This is a genomic window from Falsiroseomonas sp. (assembly GCF_051859025.1).
In the GTDB taxonomy this organism is placed as follows: domain Bacteria; phylum Pseudomonadota; class Alphaproteobacteria; order Acetobacterales; family Acetobacteraceae; genus Falsiroseomonas.
In genome coordinates this window covers 58,670-81,114 of sequence record NZ_JBHYGL010000016.1, presented here as the reverse complement: position 1 = coordinate 81,114, position 22,445 = coordinate 58,670, and the positions used below count along the sequence as shown (strand labels likewise).

Genomic DNA, 22,445 nt, shown 5'->3' with positions numbered 1-22,445 from the left:
CTAGACGAATATCCGGATGGACGGCGGCTTACAAAGCTCTCGATTGCGTGAGCGAAGCCGTTTGGCCTAGGGTTGAACAGGGTTAAGGATGCGGTTCTGGCCGGCTATCCGCCTTGTTGGGGAGTTGCAGGACCGGCAGTGCGGTCGGCCTGCAATGGTTGATGGGAACGGGCTACGCGCCGGCGCAAACCGGGCAAGAACGAGGTGAGAATGAAGATCAACGCAAAGGACGTCGCGTCCGGCCTTATGCTGGCTGGGATCGCGATCGCTGGGCTCTGGCTCAACCAGGACCATACGCTGGGCACTGCCCGCCGCATGGGCCCTGGCTACATGCCCATGCTCACCTTCTGGCTGCTGCTCGGTCTTGGCGGGATCATCTTCCTCCTCGGGCTGTTCAACGGCCCCGAAAAGCTCGAACGCTGGGCGATGCGCGAGCTGGTTCTCGTCCTCACGGCGCTGACCGTATTCGGCTTGATCCTTGAATGGGCGGGCCTGTTCCTGACGCTGGCGGTCACGATCTGCATCTCGACGCTGGCGGACAACACGCATCGATGGAAGGGCGTGGTTGGCCTGATCATCTTCCTCCTCGCGCTATGCTGGTGGGTGTTCATACGAGAACTCGACATCCGCATTGAGATCTGGCCGGCGTTCTGGCGCCGCTGAGGGAACACGAACAATGGAAACCCTCATCTCGAACCTCGCTCTCGGCTTCAGCGTCGCGCTGTCGTTCGAGAACCTGACCTTCGCACTGCTCGGCGCCTTCATCGGCACCGCCATCGGCGTGCTTCCCGGCATCGGCCCGGTGGCGACCATCTCGCTGCTGCTGCCGATCACCTTCGGCATGGGCCCGACCACTGCCATCATCATGCTCGCCGGCATCTACTACGGCGCCCAGTACGGTGGCTCGACAACGGCCATCCTGCTGAACCTGCCCGGCGAGGTCAGTTCGGTGGTGACCGTCCTCGAAGGCTACAAGATGGCCCGCAACGGTCGAGCCGGCGCGGCACTCGCCACGGCCGCGCTGGCCAGCTTCTTCGCCGGCACGGTCGCGACCATTGTTGTCGCGGCCTCCGGCCCGCTGCTCACCTCGGTCGCGCTGTCATTCGGCCCGGCCGACTACTTCTCCCTCATGTTCCTGGGCCTGATCATCTCCGCGGTTCTGGCGCAGGGCTCGGTGATCAAGGGCATCGGCATGGTGGTGCTCGGCGTCGGCCTCGGCCTTGTCGGCACCGACGTGCAGACCGGCCAGCAGCGCTTCACCTTCGGCGTTCCTGAATTGTCCGATGGCATCGGCTTCGTTGCCATCGCCATGGGCATGTTCGGCATCGCCGAGATCGTGCTTAACCTCGAACGCCCGGAAAGCCGCAATGTGCTGACCCACAAGGTCGGCAGCCTGTTCCTGACGCGGGACGAATTCCGCCGCGCCATTCCCTCGACCCTGCGCGGCACGGCACTCGGCACCGTCCTCGGCATCCTGCCGGGTGGCGGCGCGGCGCTGTCCTCCTTCGGCTCCTACATGGTGGAGCGGAAGGTTTCGAAGTTCCGCCATGAATTCGGCACCGGCGCGATCGAAGGCGTGGCCGGCCCGGAAGCGGCCAACAACGCCGCTGCGCAGTCGAGCTTCATCCCGCTGCTGACGCTCGGCATCCCGGCCAACGCCGTGATGGCTCTGATGGTCGGCGCGCTGATCATCCAGGGCATCCAGCCCGGTCCGCGCATGGTGGAAGCGCAGCCCGACCTGTTCTGGGGCCTCATCGCCTCGATGTGGGTCGGCAACGTCATGCTGCTGGTCATCAATCTTCCGATGATCGGCATGTGGGTGAAGCTGCTCGAGGTGCCCTACCGCTACCTCTACCCGTCGATCCTCGTCTTCTGCGCGATCGGCGTGTACTCGATCAACAACAACGTCTTCGACGTCTACCTCACGGTGGCGTTCGGCCTGTTCGGCTACCTCTGCTCCAAGCTGAAGCTCGAAGGCGCGCCGCTGCTGATCGGCTTCGTTCTCGGGCCGATGATGGAGGAGCATCTGCGCCGCGCCATGCTGCTGAGCCGCGGCGACGCGATGGTGTTCTTCGAGCGCCCGATCTCGGCCAGCATGCTCGCCATCGCCTTCATCGCGCTGGCCGCCATGGCGCTGCCGTCGCTGCGCGCGAAGAAGGACACCGCGCTGTCCGAAGGCGGCTGATCCCGCCCCGGCTGCCCGGATCCCATACAGGAAGGGGCCGCTCCGCAAGGGGCGGCCCCTTTCGCTTGCGCGCCGCAGGACGCACCCTGGCGCCGATCAACGGAGGAACGCTCGCATGGACCTGCAACTCACGGGCAAGGTCGCCCTCGTCACCGGCGCATCGGCGGGCCTCGGCCGCACCATCGCGAGGCTGCTGGCGGAGGAAGGCTGCAAGCTGGCCATCCTCGCCCGCCGCCGCCACCTGCTGGAAGAACTGGCCGCCACCCTGCCCGCCAGCGCCGAGCCCCTGGTCCTGGTGGACGACTTCACCGACAAGGGCTGCGCGGAGCGGACGCGGGATGCGGTGCTGGCCCGATTCGGCCGCTGCGACATCCTGGTGAACAATGCCGGCGGCAGCCGCCCTCAAACCGATCTCGGCCCCGATGAGGTCTGGATGGAGGCGATGGAGATCAACTTCCACGCCGGCCGCCGCATGACCCACGCTCTGGTGCCCGCCATGCGGGCGCAGAAATACGGGCGAATCGTCAACCTGACGGGATCGGACGAGCCGCACATCATCAACGCGGCCAATGCCCCCAATGGTGCCGTCCATATCTGGGCAAAAGCCCTGTCCCGGCAGCTCGGCCGGGATGGCATCACGGTGAATTCGGTGCCACCTGGCCGCATCCGGTCGGAACAGATCGACGCCCGCATCCTGCCGAATGAGGAAGCGCGCCAGGCCTGGGCCGCCGCCGAGGTCCCCGTGGGCTTCATCGGGGAGCCGGAGGATCTGGGCGTGCTGGTGACGTTCCTCTGTTCCCCGCGCGCCCGCTACATCACCGGGCAGGTCATCCATGTGGATGGCGGCACGCTGCGCCACAGCCATTGACGCGCCGCTGCCATCGGCAGGCCGCGGGGCTCCACCCCCGGGGCGGGTGTAGGCTGGGATCGAAACGGGAAGGACGACCCCGGATGACCCAGTCCCATCACCCCACCCATCTGCGCCGCACCATCGCGCGCGCCAAGCAGCGGCGCGGCAGCGCGCCGCCGCCGCCCACCGTCGGCGCCCGGCTGGCGGACAGCGTCGCCGCCACGGTCGGGTCCTGGCGCTTCATCCTCATCCAGTCCGGGCTGCTGGTGGCCTGGATCATCGCCAATGTCGTGGCGGGCGCCCATGCCTGGGATCCCTACCCCTTCATCCTCCTGAACCTGATGCTGTCCTTCCAGGCGGCCTACACCGCGCCCATCATCATGATGAGCCAGAACCGGCAGTCGGAGGTGGACCGCGACCGCGCGCTGGCGGACTACCAGGTGAACCTGCGGGCAGAGGCCGACATCACCCTGCTGCATGAGAAGATCGACCTGCTGCGCGAACGCGAATTGCTGGAGATGATGCAACTGCTTCGCCGCGCCCTCGACCGGATCGAGGCGCTGGAACAGCGCAAGGAGGCATGACCCATGGCTTGGCTGCTTCGCATCCTGCTGGTCGCCGCCGGCGCCGTCGCCGCGATCTTCGTCGCGCGGGACGCACCGAACTTCCCGGTGGTGGAGGGCATGGTGGCCGTCGCCCTCATCGCCGCCATCGTGCTGGTGCTGGCGCTGACGCGGAAGAAGTGACACGCGGGCGGCACGCCGATCGCCGGCACGACGCGACCGGCGGTTGTCCCCGCCCCCCTGCATTCCGCTAAGCTGGCCGCATGGAAATCGTCGAGGCCGTGCTGGCCCTGATCGCGGTCTGCATCGGCTTCGCGCTGGTCGCCCGCCGTCTCAACCTGCCCTATGCGGTGATCCTGGTGCTGGGCGGCATGGCGCTTGCCTTCGTGCCGGGGCTGCCCGCCGTCACGCTGGACCCGCAGATCGCGCTGGCCTTCTTCCTGCCGCCGCTGTTGCAGGCCAGCGCCTGGCGCACGGATTGGCGAGCCTTCCGCGCCAATATCCGCCCCATCCTGCTGCTGGCGGTGGGCGCCGTGCTGTTCAGCGCGGTGGTCATCGCCGTGGTGGCGAAGCTGCTGATCCCGGGCCTGCCCTGGGCCGCCGCGGTCGCGCTGGGCGCCATCGTCGCGCCGCCGGATGCGGTGGCCGCGGCCGCCGTGCTGTCCCGCCTGCGCATCCCCCGCCGCATCGTCACGGTGCTGGAAGGCGAGAGCCTGGTGAATGACGCGACGGCGCTGGTGCTCTACCGCTTCGCCATCGCGGCCGTCGCCGCGGGCGGCGTCGCCATCGAACAGGCCGCTGCCTCCTTCGTCCTGGTGGCCGCCGGCGGCATCGCCATCGGCTATGGCGTCGGCTTGGCCGGCGCCTGGGTCTTCCCGCGGCTGAAGGACACGCTCCTCATCGTCGCCGCCAGCTTCATCGCCTGCTTCGCCAGCTTCATGGCGGCGGAAGCGCTGCACCTGTCCGGCGTCATGGCCGTGGTCACCACCGGGCTCGTGCTCGGCCAGAAGCAGCATGCGAGCCTGTCGCCGCAAAGCCGCATCGCCGCCGTCACCGTCTGGCAGTTCGTCGAATTCGTGCTCACCAGCCTGGTCTTCATCCTCACCGGCCTGCAACTCCGCGCGATTCTCGACCGCATCACGACCCACAGCGTGGGGGAAATGGTGATGCTCGCCGTCGCCCTTTCCCTTGCCTTGATCGTGGCACGCTTCGTCTGGGTGTTCCCGGCCCTCTACTCTTCCCGCCTCATCCCCTCGGTTGGGCGCAGCCAGCCCGCGCCGCCGGTCGGCCATGCCATCGTGATTTCCTGGGCGGGGATGCGGGGCGTGGTGTCGCTGGCCGCGGCGCTCGCCCTGCCGCTGGATTTCCCGGAACGCGACCTGCTGGTCTTCCTGGCCTTCTGCGCCATCCTCGCCACGCTGGTGGTGCAGGGCACCACGCTGGAATGGGTGATCCGCCGCACAAAGGTGGAGGAGCCCGCCGTCAACGGCATGGCGCCGGAGGAAGCGGCCGTGCGCCGCCACGTCGCCGGCGCCACGCTGGCGGAGATCCAGCGCCGGGCGGAGGACATCCTGGAAGGCCCCGTCGCGCAGGACCTGCTCTCCGAATACACGGACAAGGCGCGCGTCTTCCAGGGTGTCGCCAAGGGGCGCGGCCAGGCGGAGCTGGAGGCAAGGATGCGCATCCGCCTGGCAGCGCTGCGGGAAGGGCGCCGCGCGCTGCTCGACCATCATCGCGACGGGCAGCTGGATGATGAACTCCTGACCGCGCTGGAACTGGAGCATGACCTGGAGGAGATCCGCATGCTGCGCCTTCTCGGCGCCGCACCGGCACACTAACTGCGGCGAATGGATGACGCCGCCCTCGCCGCCCGCCTGCAGGAAGCCCGCCGCGGGCTGCTCGACCTGTCCACCCGCAACCGCCTGCTGGCCCTGCCGAAGCCCGGCCGGTCCCGCGGCGTCGTCATCCTGGAGGATGAGGACGCCGATTTCGTGATTGAGGCGCTGGGCGCCAACCGCGCCTTCGGCTTCGAGGCCGCGCCCATCGAGGCACCGCCCATCGAGGCACCGCCCACCGGGGCACCGCCCGCCGCGCCGCCCGAGACCCCGGCGCCGCGCCGCCGCGCCACCCGCGCGCGCCGGGCTGAGGGCATCGCCACGGCCGATGCCGCGCAAAGCGCGGAGGATGCGCGCCGCGACACCCGGCTGCGCGTCCGCCTTTCGCCGGAGGACCTGTCCCGGCGGCTCCGCGACCTGATGCAGGATGCCCGCACGGCGCGGGAGGAAACGGGCGTCGCCACCCTCTCCCTCGCCCTCGGTACCCTAGCCTGGCGGGACCCCGCGACGCCGGAGACCGAGCGCCTCGCCCCCCTCGCTTTGCTGCCCGTGACGCTCGAACGCGAGGGCGTCGGCCAGAATTTCCGCCTGCGCGCCGCGGGGCTGGAGATGCAGGAGAACCTCAGCCTGCGGGAGAAGCTCGCCACCGAATTCCGGCTCGACCTGCCCGCCTTCGATGCGGAGACCTACGACCCGACCGCCTGGGCCGAGAGCGTCCGCACGGCGATCGGCGGGCGGGAGGGCTGGGCCGTGGACCCGGATGGGCTGGCGGTCGGCCTGTTCAGCTTCCAGAAATTCCTGATGTGGCGGGATCTGGACCCCGCCGCCAATCCCGGCCTGCTGACCCACCCCATGGTCCGCGCGCTGGTCGGCGGCGAAGCCCTCGTCGCGCCGCCGCCCTTCCCCGACGACACCGATGTGGATGCCGAGATCCCGGTGGAGCGCCTGGACCACGTCATGGACGTGGATGGCAGCCAGGCCCTGGCGGCGGAAGCCGTGCGCCGCGGCGGCCACACCGTCATCCAGGGCCCGCCCGGCACCGGCAAGTCCCAGACCATCGCCAACATCATCGCCCAGGCCATCCTGGATGGCCGCCGCGTGCTGTTCGTGGCGGAGAAGCTGGCGGCGCTGGAGGTGGTGCAGCGCCGGCTCGGTTCCATCGGCCTCGGCGCCGCCTGCCTGGAACTGCACAGCGAGAAGCAGTCGAAGCGCGCGGTGCTGGACGAACTCCGCGCTACCCTCGCCCTGCCGCCACCCCGCCGCCCGGAACGGGATGCGCTGATCCGTCGCCTCGGATCGCTGCGCGGTCGCCTGAACGGCCATGCCCGTGCCATGTCGGCACCGGTGGGCGACAGCGCCCGCCCGCTGCACGCCGTGGTGGGGCGCCTGGTCGGCCTGCGCGCCGGCGGGCAGGCGGCACCCGATTTCGTGCTGGCCGCGGGAGACTGGACCGCCGACCGCATCGCGGCCGCCGAGGCCGCGGTCGAGGAACTGGCCGCCCGCGCCGCGGAAGGCGGCCCGGCCAGCGCCTGGCGCGGCATCGGCGCGGACCTCGCCCCCATCGAGCAGGAACGCCTGCTGGCCCGCCTGCCCGCGCTGATCCGCGCGCTTTCGGCCGGCGCCGCCGCACTCGCCCCCGCCACCCGCGCGCTGGGCCGCCCTCAGCCCGGCGCGGCCGGCGCCGCCGCGCTGCTGGCCCTGTCCCGTGCCGTGGCCGCCGCGCCGGCGCATGACCGCGTCGCCACGGCCCATCCCGCCTGGGCCGCGGACCCCGCGCCCCTGCGCGCCCTGGCCGAGGCACAGGCCGCGCTGGCCGCCGCGCAATCCGACCGCCGCCTGAAGCAGGGCGCCCTGGCGGAAACCGGCATCGCGGAGGCCCGCCAGGCGCTCTCGGCCGGCGGTGGCCTGTTCGGCTTCCTCTCCGCCACCCAGCGCAACGCCAAGGCCCTGGCCGCCCGCATCGCCATCGATGGCGCGGACCCGCTCCCCGCCCTCGATGCCGCGCTGGCCGGGCAGGAGGCCGCCCGCGCCGTCACGGCCGGGGAGGCGCTGGGCCGCGCCGCCTTCGGCACGATCTGGGGCGATGCCCCCGCCATGCACGCCCTGCTGGCCTGGCGCGACACCCATGGCGCGGAGGCCGCCGCTGCCCTGGCCGCCGGAATGCCCGTGCTGGACCCGGCGCCGGTGGAGGCCGCCATCGCGGCGCATCACGACCTGGTGGCGGAGACCGCGCTCGACACCAATGCCGCATTCCAGGCTTCCGACCCGCCCTTGGCCGATATCGCCGCCCGCCTCGGCGACTGGGCCGGCCAGCCGGAGACGCTGCCCCTCTGGCTCGGCTGGCGCCGCGCCGTGGCGGCGGCGGGCGAGGATCTCAGGCCGCTGGTGGATCGCCTGGCCGATGGCCGCCTGGCGCCGGAAGCCGCGCGGGCGGCCTTCGACTTCGCGCTGGAGGAAGCGCTGCTGAAAGCCGCCATGCGCGCGCGGCCGGAGCTCGCGGCCTTCGATGGCGCGGGTTTCGACCGGCTCGTGGCCGAATTCGCGGAAGCCGACCGCGCCCGCATCGACCTCGCCCGCCGCGAATGCGGCGCGGCCCACGCATCCCGCATCGCGGGGCTCCGCGATCTGCCCGGCTTCACCCTGCTGATGGGGGAATTCGAGAAGAAGCGCGGCCACCTGCCCGTCCGCGAATTGCTGCTGCGCGCCGGCCAGGTGGTGCAGGCCGCGAAGCCGGTCCTGATGATGTCGCCACTTTCCGTCGCGCAATTCCTGGCACCACCGCACGGCCTGCGCCCCGGCCTGTCCTTCGACCTGCTGGTGATCGACGAGGCCTCGCAGGTGGAACCCGTCGATGCGCTCGGCGCCATCGCGCGCTGCGGCCAGGTGGTCGTCGTCGGCGACGACAAGCAGATGCCGCCGACGCGCTTCTTCCAGCGCATGACGTCGGAGGATGACGAAGCCGTGGAGGTCGAGGACACCGGAGAGGCCGTGGCGGCGCGCGAGGTTGAGAGCATCCTCGGCCTGGCGAATGCGCGCGGCGTGCCCAACGTCATGCTGCGCTGGCACTACCGCAGCCGGCACGAAAGCCTGATCGCGACAAGCAACGCGGAGTTCTACGGCAACCGCCTGTTCGTCCTGCCATCCCCCCGCGCCCGCTCCGCCACCCTCGGCCTTTCGCTGACGCGCGTGGATGGCACCTGGGAAGCCGGCGCCGGCGTGAACCGGACGGAGGCCCGCGCGGTGGCGGAGGCCGTGCTGCGCCATGCGAAGGAAACGCCGGGCGACACGCTCGGCGTCGCCGCCTTCTCCCTCAAGCAGCGCGACGCGATCCTGGATGCGGTGGAGGCGCTCCGCCGCGAAAGCCCGGAGACCGAGGCCTTCTTCACCGCGCATGAGCACGAGCCCTTCTTCGTGAAGAACCTGGAAAACGTGCAGGGCGACGAACGCGACGCCATCATGATCAGCGTCGGCTATGCGCGCGGGTCTGACGGCAAGCTCGCCATGCGCTTCGGCCCGCTTTCCGCCGATGGCGGCGAACGGCGCCTCAATGTCCTCATCACCCGCGCCAAGAAGCGCTGCATCGTCTTCAGCGGCATCGGCGCGGAGGATATCGACCTGGAACGCGCATCCGGCCGCGGCACCGCCGCCCTCAAGACTTTTCTTCAGGCTGCCGCGGGCGGGTTGCGAAGCGGGGCGCCCGGGTCGGGCGCGGTGCGTGCGGGGCTGGGGACCGTGATCGGCGCCGAGATCCAGGCGGCGGGCAAGGAGGCCGTCGGGCGCGTCGGCACGGCGGGGCTGTTCCTCGACGTCGCCGCGCGGGACGGCGCCGATTTCATCCTGGGCGTGGAGGCCGATGCCGGCGACTGGACCAGCATCCGCGCCGCGCGGGACCGCGAACGCGGCCGCGCCGCCGCGCTCGGCCAGATGGGCTGGCGCCTGCACCGCGCCTGGTCGCTGGCCTGGCTGCAACGCCCGGAAGCCGAGCGCGCGCGCCTGCGCGCCGCCCTCGGCGCTGAGCCGGAGACGGCGGAAGCCGCCCCCGCCGGCGGCCCCGATCCCGGCCTCGCCATGCCTTACGCGGAGGCGACGCCGGCGGTGGACACGGCCATCGCCATCCCCGCCATGCCCTTCGCCGCGCTGTCGGAGGTGCTGGCCGCCATCATCCGCACGGAGCAGCCCATCCACACCGACGCGGTGCTGGAACGCATCCGCCTGCTCTGGGGCAAGGAGAAGCTTGAAGCACCCGACCGCGCCGCGCTGCAGCAGGCGCTGCGCCTGGCGGGCCAGTTGCAGGGCGTGGCGGAGGCCGGCGGCTTCTGGACCGCCGAGGATGCGCCGCCGGCGGCGCCGCGGGACCGCCGCGCGGCCGCGCCGCATCTCCGCCGCGCCGCCATGGTCGCGCCCGCGGAAATCGAGGCTGCGGCCCATGCCCTTCTTGCCGCCCTGCCGCAGACGACGGAGGCCGAACTCGCACCGGGGATCGTCCGGCTGCTTGGCCTCGATGCCTCCGCCGCGCCGGCCATCGCGGCGCGCGTCGCGGCGCTGGCTGGCGCCGGGAGGATCACGACCGCGGGCTGACGCCGCTTCCCGCCCCGCGGGACGCGCCCGCCCACGCAACCATCGCCGCCACCGCTGCGTTCATCGCCCGTCGGATGATCCGGACCCCGCCCCGCCTTCATGGGGCGATGCCGGAAGAACGAGGAGCGAAGCGATGTATGCCAAGATCATGAGTGCCGCGGCCCTGGGTCTTCTCGTCGCCGCCTGCGGCACGGATCCCCAGGAACGCGTGCAGGGTGGTGCGGCGGCGGGCGCCGCGACCGGTGCCGGTATCGGCGCGCTTGGCGGGCCTGTCGGCGCGCTGGCGGGTGCGGCGATCGGCGGCGGTGCCGGCGCCATCACGGGCGCCACCACCGATGCGCGTGATGTGAATTTGGGCCGCCCGGTCTGGGAGAACCCGGAGACCCGCGTCCCCGGCGTGACCAACACCAGCAGCCGTGGTGGCGCCGCCAGCGGGTCCGCGCGCCAGGCGCAGCAGGCGCTGTCGGCGCGCGGCTACAACCCGGGCCCGGCCGACGGCATCTGGGGAGAACGGTCCCGCCAGGCGACCATGGATTTCCAGCGCGCCAACAACATCGAACCGAATGGCCGCCTGGACAGCCAGACCATGGCCGCGCTGAACGTCAGCGCCGCCACCACGGCTGGCACGCGCGGTACCATGTCCGACCGCGACCGCGCCTATATGGGTGGTGGCCAGGCCAGCCAGGCCCAAGGCGGCCCAGGCCAGGGCGGGAACGACCAGCGTGGCATGGGCACGCCGAACGCGGCGCCGGTGCCCGGCAACGCGCCGATGTCGGGTGCCGGCCCCGCCACCACACCGGCCTCTCCGGGCGTGGCGACCGCGCCGACCGCCGCAGGCGTCCCCGGTGGCCAGCAGGTGCCTGGAGCCTCGCGCGGCTCCACGCCGGGTGACGTGAACACGGGCGGCGGCAGCGGCGCGGGTGCCGGCGGGTCGGGTGGCGGCGCCGGCCGATAAGGCCAGCCTCATGCCGGAAGGGCGCGGGCCGGGGAAACCCTGCCCGCGCCTTTCGTGATTCCAGGCCGGCGGAGGGACCGCCCGGATGGCCTATGGCTGGCGGACAAGCTCCCACAGCTTTTCGCCATGCAGCTTCAGCTTGATACCGTGCCGGGACGCGAAGGACTTCAGGAAGCTTTTGATGTTCGGCCAGTCAGGGGTGTAGTCGTCGCCCATCAGCACGCCGTCCGGCGCCATGCGCGTGTAGTAGAATTCGACATCGCGGTCGAAGCCCGGGCTCCGGTGGTCGCCATCGATGAACACGAAGTCGAAGCCCCGTTCCGACACCGGCGGATGGACGTTCGGGCTGTAGCCCTTGTACTTCCTCACATTCGAACAGGCAGCCACATGCTTGTCGAACAGAGCCTCTGCTTCCTGGGTCGGGTCTATGGGCCCCCCGGGCTGATCGGGTCCGTAGTTGCTCGGCAGCCATGACCAGGGATCGACCGCATGGACCGTCACGGATGGGTGGCAGGCGGTGGCGAAGACGTAGGTTGAGCGGCCGAGGAAGGGCCCTACCTCGACCAGGTGCCCGCCTTCCCTGACCTTCGCCGCGCGTGCCGCCAGGACCCGAAGGTCATCGACGGACATCCAACCCGGTATGCCCTCCGCAATCTCGATCGACATGGTCTTTCCGGCCCATCCACATCATCAAGGCGGCGTCAGCATAGCAGCCTCCGCCGGTGAACCGCCACCCGTGGTGGCCAGGCGGCAACCCGGTCGGCTCACCGGGCCAGCAGCCACTCCGGCAGCCCCGTGACCAGCGTCACCGGAAACAGCGTGATGAGCACCAGCGTCACCACGAGCATCATGAAGAAGGGCAGCGAGGCCATCGCGACCTCTCCCTGGTCCTTACCCGTCATTGTCTGCATCACGAACAGATTGAAGCCCACCGGGGGTGTTATCTCCGCAATCTCCACCAGCAGCACGATGAAGATGCCGAACCACACCAGGTCGAACCCCGCCTGCTGGATCATCGGCACAACGATCGATGTCGTGAGGACGATCATGGAAACGCCATCCAGCGCGGTGCCGAGCACGATGTAGACCACAACCAGCACGGCGATGATGCCGTAGGGACCAAGGCCCAGCGCGGAGACGCCCTCTGCCAAGGCGGCGGGAATCCCCGTCAGCGCCATGGCCTTGGTCAGGAAAGCCGCGCCGGCAAGGATGAACATGATCATGCAGGACAGCCGCGTGGCGCCGAGCAGGCTGTCGCGGAAACTGTCCCAGCTGAGCGTGCGCGTCACCGCCGCCAGCACGAGGCTGCCCAGCACGCCGAACGCCGCGGCCTCCGTCGCCGTCGCCCAGCCCACGAACATGCTGCCGATGACGACGACGATCAGGATCGCGCAGGGGATCAGTTGGGCCGATGCACGCATCTTCTGCGCGAAGGAAAGGCGCGGCTCCATCGGGGGCTGCTTGTCCGGGTTCAGCAGCGCCCAGACCACAATATAGGCGCTGAACAGCAGCATCACGATCAGCCCTGGCAGGCACCCCGCGATGAACACTCGAACGATCGAAACCTCTGCCGCCACCGCATAGACCACCATGATGATGGAAGGCGGGATCATGATGCCGAGCGTGCCGGCGGTGGCCAGGCTTCCGATCGCGATCCTCTCGTCGTAGCCGCGCCTTTTCAGCTCCGGCAGCGCGATCTTGGAGACCGTGGCGCAGGTTGCGGCGGAGGAGCCTGAGACTGAGCCGAAGATGCCACATGCAAGGATGTTAACGTGCAGAAGCCGGCCGGGTACGCGACGGACCCAGGGGGCGAGGCCGTTGAACAATTCTTCCGACAGCCTGGTCCGGAACAGGATCTCCCCCATCCAGATGAACATCGGCAATGCGGCCAGCGTCCAGGATCCCGTCGATTCCCACATGGCCCCCGCCAGGAACAGCCCCGGCGTCGGCGATGTCGTCACCATCGCGAGGTAGCCCACGGCCGCGAGGCTCATGGAGATCCACACCCCCGCGCCGAGCAGCATGCAGAGGACGACAAGGAGCAACAATGAGAGCGTCAGCAGGTCCATGGCGCTATACCTCCGCCGAGAAGTCGCCGCGTGCCGCGCGGTCTTCCGCGGCCACGACATAGGTCGGCTTGGCACCGCCCAGCACGATGACGAGTTCGTCGATGATGGCCACCAGCAGCAAGCCGGCGCCGATCGGCATGGCGAGCTTCGGGATCCAGATCAGGAATGGCACCGTACCCTGCGCAACCTCCTCGATCTCCCAGCTGAACATCACGTCCTGCGCCGTCCACCAGGTGATGTAGGCGACGACGGCGGCCGCGATCAGCAGTGCCAGGATCTCCGCCACCCGCCGCACCGGCGGCGACAGCTTCTCGATCCCCATGCCGACGCGGATCAGTTCCCCCCGCTTGAAGGTGGCAGCGAGCGCGAAGAAGGTGGTGGCGACGCAGAGATAGGCGCTGAGATCGTCGGATCCAGGCACCTGCATGCCGACCTCCCGCAGGCCCATCTGAGCGATCATCACGCAGAAAATGCCAAGCAGCGCCAGCGCCGCCACCCCTGCCGCCAGGGAATAGGTCGCGTCGAGCACGCGGCGGATGAGGCCCGGGATGCTCATGCCGGCGCGCCCCAGCCAGCCGGCCGGGCCACCATCCCGTGGCGGTCGATGGTCATTATGGTGAAGCCCCCGCGTTGCAGCCTTGTACCAGGATCATCGGAGCCGCCTGCCAGGGGCGCAAGACCCACATGCCCTGGCAGCGGCAGCCAACGCCCCGCCCCTGCCCAGCTTCGCGGCGCCGGCTGCCTCAGCGGGAGGCGCGATAGGCTTCCAGCATTCGCCTGCCATCCTCGCCGGCGCGCGTCACCCATTCGTCGATCATCGTCGTGCCGGCCTGGCGGATGGCCGCCAGCAGCGCGGGCGACGCATCCACGACCTGCACGCCGCGCGCGACCATGCGCGCCTCGGCTTCCGCCTGCGCCTCCTCCGCCAGCCGCCAGCCACGCGCCTCCGCCTGCCGCGCCGCGGCCAGCACCGAGTTACGCTGCGACTCGGTCAGCGCCTCCAGCGACCGCCGGCTGACGAAGACCGCGTTCTTGCTCGTGGCGATGGAGGCGCGAATGAAGACGCGGGAATAATCCCAGACCGCGGTATCGGCCGCGACCGGCGCCGTCGTCAGCTGGGCCTGGATGATGCCGCTCGCAAAGGCCTGGGGGACTTCCGGCGCGGTCACCAGCACGCCTTGCGCGCCCAGCAGCGCGGCAAGCCGGGTCGAGATCGGGCTGTAGCTTCGCAGGCGCATGCCACGGAACTGCGCCGGGTCCGTGATCGGCTGGTTCGCGGTGATCGCCACCTGTGGCCAGGGCGCCATGTAGAGCAGCGCCAGGCCCTGCCGCGCCAGCCGCGCCTCGATGAAGGGCGCCTGCACCGCGGCCAGGCGGCGCGCATCGTCCAGGTTCTGCACCAGGCCGGGCACCGCATCGGCGTCGAAGAACGGATCCTCATTGCCATAGGCCGTCAGCAGGATCTCGCCCAGCTGGATCTGGCCGGACTGCACGCTGCGCTTGATCTGCGGCTGGGGGACAAGGCTGCCGTTGCTGTGCAACTGGATCTGCAAGCCCTCGCCGCTCGCCTGCGCGACATCGGCGATGAAGGCGCGGAGATTCCGCGTGTGGTAGTTGCCATCGGCGAAGCCCGTGGCCGCCTGCCAGCGCGTGGATTGCGCGGAAGCTCCGCGCGCCAGAAGACCTGCGGCGGCAGCACCGAGTGCCACGCGACGTCCGAACATCATCGTTGTCGTTCCCCCCGAAGGAAAAGCCCCGGCGCGCTGGCGCCGGGGCCACAGTCACGCCCTGCTCAGGCGCGGTAGGCGTCGATCAGCCGCTTGCCGTCCTCGCCGGCGCGACCGATCCATTCCTCGGTCATCGTGGCGGAGATGCGGCGCAGCCCGGCCAGGAATTCCTCGGTCGGCGGCACGATCTGCATGCCGCGCGATCCCAACGTCGCTTCCGTGCTGCGCTGCGCCTCGCTGCTCAGGTCATAGCCGCGACGCTCCGCTGCTGCTGCAGCCGCGCGCACCGCCTGCTGGTCGGCGGCGGAAAGCGATTCCATCGCGCGTCGGGACACCATCACCGCGTTCTTGGTCATGGAGAAGCCGAGCGGCGTGAAGACCCGCGCGTAGTCCCAGGCGGAGGTATCGACGCCCGTCTGGGCCGAGGTGATCTGCGCCTGAACGACGCCGGTGGCGAAGGCCTGGGCCAGTTCCGCCGCCTGCACCAGCGTAGGCTGGGCACCGACCAACGCTGCGAATCGGTTGGTCGCCGGGCTGAAGGTGCGGAAACGCAGGCCACGCAATCCCTCGATCGTCGGGATCGGCGCCTGGGCGTAAAGGCCCGCCGGCGGCCACGGCACAGTATAGAGCAGGCTGAGGCCCTGCCGCGAGAGCCGCGTCTCGATATAGGGCTTCTGCAGGTCAGCCAGCTTCTTCGCCTCGGCGAAGTTCGTGACGAGCTGCGGGATGGCGTCCGCGTCGAAGAACACGTCCTCGTTCGAATAGGCGGTCAGCAGGATCTCGCCCATCTGCACCTGGCCCTGCTGCACGCCGCGCTTGATCTGCGGCATGGGCAGCAGGCTCGCGTTGGAATGCAGTTGCACCTGCACGCGGCCACCGGTGCCCGCCTGGATCTCCTCGATGAAGGTCCGGATGTTGCGGGTGTGGAAGTTCCCGTCGGGATAGGGCGTCGCCATCTGCCAGCGCGTCTGCGCGCTAGCGGGGCTGGTCAGGGCGGGCGCGGCAAGCGCCGCGCCGGAGGCGGCAAGAAGGGTGCGGCGGCTGAGCATCGTTGGGGTCCCCCGGGGCTATGGCGGCGAAGCATCGCCTCCAACCGCCGGATGAGGCAAGCCCCGGGAACCCTGGCCCTACAGCGGGTAATCCCGCGCGGGGTCCACGCCCGCCGTCTCCAGGAATTTCCGCATCGCGCCGACTTCGTCCTTGGACAGGCTGTGGTGGCTGTCATGGAAGGCCTGGGCGTGCCCGTTCAGCGCAACCTTGACCTGCCCATGCCCGCCATGAGTCACCTCCGCGCCCAGCGCCTCGAACACCGAGGCGACATGCTTCGGATCGATGTTGCTGCTGACGGGGTGGGAGAACAGGGCGTGCAGCGTCTTGCGATGATGATGGTTCATGGAATCCATTCCTCTGCCGTGGTTGGATCCCATGTTGGGGCGTCCCGCCGGCGCCGTCCTTGATGCGGATCAAGCGCGATCAGGGCGCGGGCCGCGTGCCCATCGCCACCGTCCGCTCATCCATCCGCGGCTGATGCACCAGGCCGCGGCGTGTCGCCCAGGAATTGGTGATGTTGAAAAGCGGCACCATCGCGACGTCGTCGCTGGCCAGACGGATCGCCTGGCGCAGCACTGCCGCCCGCTCCTCCAGCGGCAGCAGCGTCGCGGCCCGATCCGTCAGCGCGTCCAGCGCCGGGTTCGAATAGCGCGCGGCATTGGCGGCGCCGCGCTGCGCGGCGCGGTCGAAGGTGCCGATGACGGAGATCAGGAAGCTCCCCGCCTCCCCCGTGCTGCTGCCCCAGCCGGCCAGGCGGGCGGGGAATTCCTGCCGGGCTGACCGGGCGGAGAAGCTGGTCCAGGGCAGCGCATCCACCTGGGTCCGCACGCCGATCCGCGTCCACATCTGCGCCACGGCCTGGGCGGTGCGGGCATCGTTGGGGTAGCGGTCATTCGGCGTGAACAGCGTCATCCGGAAGCCCTGGGGGTAGCCCGCTTCCGCCAGCAGCCGGCGCGCGCCTTCGACATCGAAGGCCGGCACGGGCACGTCCGGCGCGTGGGTGGTGGTGCCGGGCGGCATCCACTGCCCCGCCGGCGCGGCCGCGCCCTCCATCACCCGTTCCACCAGCGCGTCACGGTTGACCGCGATGTTCAGGGCGCGGCGCACGCGTACATCCATGAAGGGGTTCACCGGCAGGGGCCGGCCTTCATGGTCACTCACCTGCGGCAGGCCGCCGGTGCGCGAATGGTCGAAGGCGATGAAGATCAGTCGCAGGCCCTGGATTTCCGCGATGCTGACGCGCGGGTCGCGCTTCAGCCGCGCCAGGTCGGTGGACGGCACCTGGTCGATCAGGTCCACATCGCCCGACAGCAGCGCCGCCGTGCGCGCCGTGTCATTGGCGATGACGCGATAGGTCACACGGCTCCAGGGCTCCCGCTGCCCGAACCAGTTGTCGTTCCGCACCAGTTCGAACCGGTCCCCGGGGATAGAGGAGGCAAGCCGATACGGCCCCGTTCCCACCGCGGCGCGGCCGCTGTTGAAATCCTCCGTCGTCCGCCCCTCCGCCGCGTGTTTCGCGACCATCGCGATGGAGCCGAGTTCGATGGGCAGCAGCGGATGCGGAAGCGCCGTGTGGAAGCGCACCGTATGCGCGTCCACCACCTCCGTCCGCTGGATGGCGCGCACGAAGGGGCTGAAGCTCGCGGGGGAATTCGGCACCAGCGGCGGCCGCGCGACGCTGAAGGCGACATCCTCGCTCGTGAAGGGCCGCCCGTCATGCCAGGTGACGCCAGGGCGCAACCGGAATTCCCAGACCGTCGGCGCGATCGCCTCCCACGACGCGGCCAGGCCGGGATAGGCCCGCACCTCCGCATCCCGCTCCACCAGCCGGTCGAAGATGTGCATAGACAGTGCGAAGTTCGGCGCCGCGTTGTAGAAATGCGGATCGACCGAGGTCGGTGGCGCGCCTGTCGCCACCGTCAGATTCTGCGCTGCCGCCGCAGCCGGCAGCAGCGCGAGGAGAAGCGCGCTAGCCCGCGCTTTCCACGTAGTGGCGGAGTTCCTCGGCTTCATGCACCGCTTCCTCGATCCGCGCCTTCACCAGGTCCCCGATCGAGACCAGCCCGGCGAGGCTGCCATCATCCTCCATCACCGGCAAATGCCGGCAGCGGCGATCCGTCATCAGGGTCAGCGCCTCCCCGATCCGTGTCCGCGGCGTCACGGTATGGAGGGCCCGCGTCATCAACTGCGCGGCTGGCATCCCCACCGCATCGGCGCCGTGCAGCGCCATGGCGCGGACGATGTCCCGTTCGCTGACGATGCCGAGCACGTCGCCCGCCCCATCCCGCACCAGCGCGGCGCCGATGCGGTGGCGCGCCAGCGTCTTCGCAACCTCCGCCACGCTGTCATGCGCCTGGATGGACACCACCTCGTGGCCCTTGCGCTGCAGGATGATGCCAATCGTCATGGTCGTGTTTCCTCCCGTTGCGGGAGGGGGCGCGAGGGATCAGCCGGCGCCGCCTCCACCATGCGGGGGATGGTGGCACCGCGGGGCGTCGCGGTTCAAGGATTGCGTGCGCACCACGCGCGATTGCGCGCGGGGGTTGAAAGCCCGGTCAGGCGGCCGGGACCGGCTCCGGCCCCGTCAGCTGTGTCTTCACCAGCTCGGCGAAGCGCCCACCCTGCGCGACCAGAGCCTCGAAGCTGCCTCGTTCCGCCACCTTGCCATGCTCGAAGACCAGGATCTCATCCGCATCGCGCACGGTGGACAGGCGGTGGGCGATGACGAAGGTGGTGCGGCCCGTCATCAGGGCCTTCAGCGCCCGCTGCACCCGCGCTTCCGTCGCCGCATCCAGTGCGCTCGTCGCCTCGTCCAGGATCAGCACCGGCGGGTCCTTCAGCAGCGCGCGCGCAATCGCCAGGCGCTGGCGCTGGCCGCCGGACAGGGCGGCGCCGCGTTCCCCCACCATCGTGTCGTAGCCCTGGGGCTTGGCGGTGATGAAGTCATGCGCCTCCGCCATCCGGCAGGCACGCTCCAGATCCTCCTGGCTCGCATCCGGCCGGCCGATCAGCAAATTGTCGCGGATGGAGCGGTTGAACAGCAGGCTTTCCTGGAACACCACGCCGACATTGCGCCGCAGGCTGTCGAGCGTGAGGTCGCGAAGGTCATGCCCATCCAGCGTCACGCGGCCTTCCACCGGGTCCCACAGCCGCTGGAGCAGCGCCATGGCGGTGGACTTGCCCGCGCCGGTCTGTCCGACCAGGGCGATGGTGCGCCCGGGCGGCGCATCCATCGATACATCGGCCAGGATGCGCGGCCCGCCGGGATAGGCGAAGGCCACATTCTCAAACCGCACGGCGCCAGTCACGCGCTGCAGGTCCTTGGCATCCGCCTTCTCTGCGACGGAGGACCGGGCATCCAGAACGGTGAAGAACTCCTCCAGCGACGGCATCTGGAACACGAGGCGTGAGACGAACCCGACAGCGCCCTCCAGCCGCCCGATCAGCAGGGTGGCGAAGCCCATGAAGGACACGATCTCCCCGACCGTCGCCTGGCCCTGAACATGCAGCATGGTGCCCAGCACGAAGACGGCGATGACGGTGATGGTCGATGCCCCGCGCGTCAGCACCGCGACCACCGCCCACCAGTTCAGCACCGGGAACTGGTGGTCCAGCACCTGGCGCACGATGTCGCCGAACAGCCGTGCCTCGCTGGCCAGGCGGGAGAAGGACTGCACGACCACCACATTGGACAGCGCATCCTGCGCGTTGCCGGCCAGGCGCGTGTGCAGCGTCTCCACCTTGCCCTGCGCGGCCTCGGTCTTCTGGATCACCCAGGCGGAGACGATCGCGAACAGGATCACCAGCACGATCAGCAGCAGGCCGAGCCGCCAGTTCATCACCAGCGTCAGCGGCAGCAGCACCAGGCAGGCGATGAAGGTGGTCAAATGTTCGCGGAAGAAGGAAAGCCACAGGCCGAACAGATTGTCCGACCCCACCAGCATCACCTTCATCAGCCGGCCGGATTGCGTGTCTCCGTGGAAGGACAGCGGCAGGGACAGCACATGTTCGAAATACCGCGCCATGATGGTCAGGCGGTTGCGATGCGCCATCCGGTCCGACAGCAGCGCCACCGCCACATTGGCGCCGATGGCCGAAAGCCCGACCGCGGCCCACAGGCCGAGCAGCGCGAAGGCTTCAGTCCACAGCGCCGTATCCGTCATCCGGTCCGACCGCGACAGAAGGTCGATCACCCGGCCGAACAGGACGGGTTCCAGGAAGGACAGCCCCGCCAGCGCCAGCGCCGCGAAGGTCAAGCCATAGGCTACCCAACGGTCCGGGCCCAGCAGCCGCAGCACCCGCAGGTAGAGCCTCATGAAACGCATGAACCGCGCCCCTCCATCCCGCCCCGCGCGTATCCCGAGTCCCGGCCGGCTGGCAAATCCAGTGTAGCAGGTCGTAGCCACCCGGCCGCTTGCAAGCCATGCCCTTCTTGCGGCAGGAACGGCGTGGAAGCGGTGGAGCGGGACGGAAGTTCCCGCGCCCGCTGCGCGCGGCACGTCGCCGCGCGTCATCGAGGAGGACATCGTCTTGCGCATCACCCGTCGCGCCACCCTGGCCAGCGCCCTGGCCCTTCCCTTCGCCGCCCCCGCCCTGGCCCAAGGCACCTCCTGGGCCGCGGGCCGGCCCATCCGCCTGGTCGTCGGCTTCACCCCGGCCGGCACGACGGACATCGCCGCCCGCCTGCTGTCCGAACCGCTCGGCCGCCGCCTCGGGACCCAGGTCGTGGTGGAAAACCGCCCGGGCGCCGGCGGCAATATCGGCAACCAGGTGGTCGCGCAGTCGGAACCGGATGGCCACACCCTGCTGATGCAGACCATCAGCGGCGGCGCCATCAACTACTCCCTCTACGGCGCCCGCATGCCGGTGAAGCCGGAGGATCTGGCCGCCGTCGCGCTGATGCTGCGCGTGCCGAACGCCATCTTCGTCAATCCGCAACTGCCCGCGCGCACGCTGCAGGAACTGGTCGCGCTGGCGAAGTCTCGCCCCGGCGCCCTCAACATCGGCTCCTCCGGTGCCGGCACGTCGCTGCACATGACAGGCGAATTGCTGAAGCTGGAAGCGGGCATCGACATGGCCCACGTCCCCTTCCGCGGCGCCGGCCCGATGATGCAGGAGATCATCGCCGGTCGCGTGGAGGTGGGCGTGGACAATTTGCCCTCCGTCATCGGCCATCTGCGCGAAGGGCGCCTGCGCCCGCTGGCGGTCACGACGAAGGAACGCAGCCCCGCCATGCCGGATGTGCCGACCACCGCGGAAGCCGGCCTGCCGGGCGTGGAGGCGACCGCCTGGTTCGGCCTGCAGGCCCCCGCGCGCACGCCGGCCGCCATCATCCAGCGCATCTCGGACGAGGTGAATGTCATCATCCGGGAACCGGACATGGCCCGCCGCCTGGCCGACCTCGGCGGCATGGCGCCCGGCCTGACGCCCGATGGCGGCACCAGCCCGCAGACCTTCGACGCCTTCATCAAGGCGGAGATCACGAAGTGGGGCGAGGTCGTCCGCCGTTCCGGCGCGACGGCGGACCAGTAGGCGCCCAGGGATCAGGGATCAGGGACAAGGATCATGCAGGACCTGTCACCGATCGGCGGCGCCGTGGCCTGGACAGGCGCCACGCTCGGGGACTGGTCCGTCACCCTCTCGCCGCCGGAGATCACGGAGGTCGAGGCCGCGCTGGGGGGCCTCGGCGACCGCGACATCCCCCGCATCACCGCCGCGCATTTCCCGCTGCCCCGCACGGCGCCCCGGCTGAAGGCCCTGGCTGAGGCGATGGAGAGTGGCGCGGGGCTGGTGCGGATCACCGGCCTCGACCCCGCGCGCTACCCGGCGCGCGATCTGAAGCGCCTGTTCTGGGGGCTGATGTGCCACATCGGCACGCCGCTGCCCCAAAACACCACCGGCGAAGTACTCGGTGAGGTGAAGGATGAGACCGGCACGGGGGAAGCCCGCGCCGATGGCTCCGCCCGCAACCGCAGCCGCTACACCGGCCCGCTGCGCTTCCACACGGACAAGTGCGACCTGCTGGCGCTGCTCTGCGCCAGCAACGGCATCGCTGGCGGTGTCTCCCGCATCGTCTCCACCATCGCGATCCATGATGCCATGGCGGCACGGCGGCCGGACCTGCTCGCCGTGCTCTACCAGGATTTCTGGCGCGCCCGCCCGGCGGATGAGGAAGGCGAAGGAATGGCATCCCGCCCCTTCCCCATGCCCGTCTTTGCCCGCGGCCCGCACAACGCCTTCACCTGCCAGTACAGCCGCACCTATGTGGAAATGGCCCAGGGCCAGCCCGGCGTGCCGCCGCTGACGGCCCTGCAGGTTGAGGCGTTGGACATGCTCGCCGCCCTGGCCGATGAACTCTGCGTCGAAGCACCGTTCGAAGCAGGGCAGATCCAGGTCATGAACCAGCACGTCACGCTGCATGGCCGCACTGCCTATGCGGATGACGCGCAAGCGAGCGCGCGACGCAACCTGCTGCGCATCTGGCTGTCCAGCCCGCTGTCCCGCGCGCTTCCCGCCGGCCATGCGGGCCAATGGGGCAGCACCGAGGCCGGCGCCCTGCGTGGCGGCGCGATCCCGGGGCGGAGCGCGCTGGCCGCCTGATATTGCGCTTCCCGGCCCGCTGTCGTTACTGAC

19 protein-coding genes are annotated in these 22,445 nt (G+C 70.1%); 10 read left to right on the top strand and 9 right to left on the bottom strand.

Annotated elements, in window-relative coordinates; translation table 11 throughout:
- Nucleotides 1-210: 210 nt before the first annotated feature.
- The 8 genes from ACTIE5_RS16355 (at nucleotide 211) to ACTIE5_RS16320 (ending at nucleotide 10,966) form a co-directional block, all read left to right on the top strand.
- Nucleotides 211-663 carry a tripartite tricarboxylate transporter TctB family protein gene (locus ACTIE5_RS16355; protein ID WP_439550769.1) on the top strand — a complete coding sequence of 151 codons (453 nt, stop codon included), beginning with the start codon at nucleotides 211-213 and terminating at the stop codon, nucleotides 661-663.
- Between the two features lie 13 nt (nucleotides 664-676).
- Nucleotides 677-2,185 (top strand): tripartite tricarboxylate transporter permease, encoded by a 1,509-nt coding sequence (locus ACTIE5_RS16350; RefSeq protein ID WP_439550768.1) that lies wholly within the window; start codon nucleotides 677-679, stop codon nucleotides 2,183-2,185.
- A 115-nt stretch (nucleotides 2,186-2,300) separates the two neighbouring features.
- Nucleotides 2,301-3,053 (top strand): SDR family NAD(P)-dependent oxidoreductase, encoded by a 753-nt coding sequence (locus ACTIE5_RS16345; RefSeq protein ID WP_439550767.1) that lies wholly within the window; start codon nucleotides 2,301-2,303, stop codon nucleotides 3,051-3,053.
- An 83-nt stretch (nucleotides 3,054-3,136) separates the two neighbouring features.
- Nucleotides 3,137-3,619, top strand: a complete 483-nt coding sequence (locus ACTIE5_RS16340; RefSeq protein WP_439550766.1) for a DUF1003 domain-containing protein — start codon at nucleotides 3,137-3,139, stop codon at nucleotides 3,617-3,619.
- Nucleotides 3,620-3,622: 3 nt separating this feature from the next.
- Complete coding sequence (locus ACTIE5_RS16335) at nucleotides 3,623-3,781, top strand: hypothetical protein (RefSeq protein ID WP_439550765.1); 159 nt, start codon at nucleotides 3,623-3,625, stop codon at nucleotides 3,779-3,781.
- Between the two features lie 80 nt (nucleotides 3,782-3,861).
- Nucleotides 3,862-5,436: a Na+/H+ antiporter gene (locus ACTIE5_RS16330; RefSeq protein WP_439550764.1), complete on the top strand. Its 1,575-nt coding sequence runs from the start codon at nucleotides 3,862-3,864 to the stop codon at nucleotides 5,434-5,436.
- A 9-nt stretch (nucleotides 5,437-5,445) separates the two neighbouring features.
- Entirely contained in the window at nucleotides 5,446-10,011 is a 4,566-nt protein-coding gene (locus tag ACTIE5_RS16325; RefSeq protein WP_439550763.1) for a DUF4011 domain-containing protein, read from the top strand.
- A gap of 133 nt (nucleotides 10,012-10,144) precedes the next feature.
- Complete coding sequence (locus ACTIE5_RS16320; RefSeq protein ID WP_439550762.1) at nucleotides 10,145-10,966, top strand: peptidoglycan-binding domain-containing protein; 822 nt, start codon at nucleotides 10,145-10,147, stop codon at nucleotides 10,964-10,966.
- 90 nt (nucleotides 10,967-11,056) lie between these two features.
- On the opposite strand, the gene ACTIE5_RS16315 is transcribed toward ACTIE5_RS16320, so the two are convergent.
- From ACTIE5_RS16315 to ACTIE5_RS16275, 9 genes are all read right to left on the bottom strand, one after another.
- Nucleotides 11,057-11,632 carry a class I SAM-dependent methyltransferase gene (locus ACTIE5_RS16315; protein ID WP_439550761.1) on the bottom strand — a complete coding sequence of 192 codons (576 nt, stop codon included), beginning with the start codon at nucleotides 11,630-11,632 and terminating at the stop codon, nucleotides 11,057-11,059.
- 98 nt (nucleotides 11,633-11,730) lie between these two features.
- Nucleotides 11,731-13,035, bottom strand: a complete 1,305-nt coding sequence (locus ACTIE5_RS16310) for a TRAP transporter large permease (protein WP_439550760.1) — start codon at nucleotides 13,033-13,035, stop codon at nucleotides 11,731-11,733.
- 4 nt (nucleotides 13,036-13,039) lie between these two features.
- Nucleotides 13,040-13,591: a TRAP transporter small permease gene (locus tag ACTIE5_RS16305; protein ID WP_439550759.1), complete on the bottom strand. Its 552-nt coding sequence runs from the start codon at nucleotides 13,589-13,591 to the stop codon at nucleotides 13,040-13,042.
- Nucleotides 13,592-13,778: 187 nt separating this feature from the next.
- The gene (locus ACTIE5_RS16300) at nucleotides 13,779-14,762 is read right to left on the bottom strand and encodes a TRAP transporter substrate-binding protein (protein ID WP_439550758.1); all 984 of its coding nucleotides are present in this window, start codon (nucleotides 14,760-14,762) and stop codon (nucleotides 13,779-13,781) included.
- A gap of 65 nt (nucleotides 14,763-14,827) precedes the next feature.
- Complete coding sequence (locus ACTIE5_RS16295) at nucleotides 14,828-15,811, bottom strand: TRAP transporter substrate-binding protein (protein ID WP_439550757.1); 984 nt, start codon at nucleotides 15,809-15,811, stop codon at nucleotides 14,828-14,830.
- Between the two features lie 78 nt (nucleotides 15,812-15,889).
- Complete coding sequence (locus ACTIE5_RS16290; RefSeq protein WP_439550756.1) at nucleotides 15,890-16,156, bottom strand: type II toxin-antitoxin system HicA family toxin; 267 nt, start codon at nucleotides 16,154-16,156, stop codon at nucleotides 15,890-15,892.
- 79 nt (nucleotides 16,157-16,235) lie between these two features.
- Complete coding sequence (locus ACTIE5_RS16285; RefSeq protein WP_439550755.1) at nucleotides 16,236-17,825, bottom strand: ABC transporter substrate-binding protein; 1,590 nt, start codon at nucleotides 17,823-17,825, stop codon at nucleotides 16,236-16,238.
- On the bottom strand, nucleotides 17,782-18,219 hold the full coding sequence (locus ACTIE5_RS16280; RefSeq protein WP_439550754.1) for a CBS domain-containing protein: 438 nt from the start codon (nucleotides 18,217-18,219) through the stop codon (nucleotides 17,782-17,784). The genes ACTIE5_RS16285 and ACTIE5_RS16280 overlap by 44 nt, the downstream gene beginning before the upstream one ends.
- A 148-nt stretch (nucleotides 18,220-18,367) precedes the next feature.
- Nucleotides 18,368-20,137 carry a glucan ABC transporter ATP-binding protein/ permease gene (locus tag ACTIE5_RS16275; RefSeq protein ID WP_439550753.1) on the bottom strand — a complete coding sequence of 590 codons (1,770 nt, stop codon included), beginning with the start codon at nucleotides 20,135-20,137 and terminating at the stop codon, nucleotides 18,368-18,370.
- A 205-nt stretch (nucleotides 20,138-20,342) separates the two neighbouring features.
- On the opposite strand from ACTIE5_RS16275, the gene ACTIE5_RS16270 reads away from it, so the two are divergent.
- Nucleotides 20,343-21,344, top strand: coding sequence for a Bug family tripartite tricarboxylate transporter substrate binding protein (locus tag ACTIE5_RS16270; protein WP_439550752.1), 1,002 nt, complete (start codon nucleotides 20,343-20,345; stop codon nucleotides 21,342-21,344).
- 33 nt (nucleotides 21,345-21,377) lie between these two features.
- Nucleotides 21,378-22,412: a TauD/TfdA family dioxygenase gene (locus ACTIE5_RS16265; RefSeq protein ID WP_439550751.1), complete on the top strand. Its 1,035-nt coding sequence runs from the start codon at nucleotides 21,378-21,380 to the stop codon at nucleotides 22,410-22,412.
- Nucleotides 22,413-22,445 lie beyond the last annotated feature (33 nt).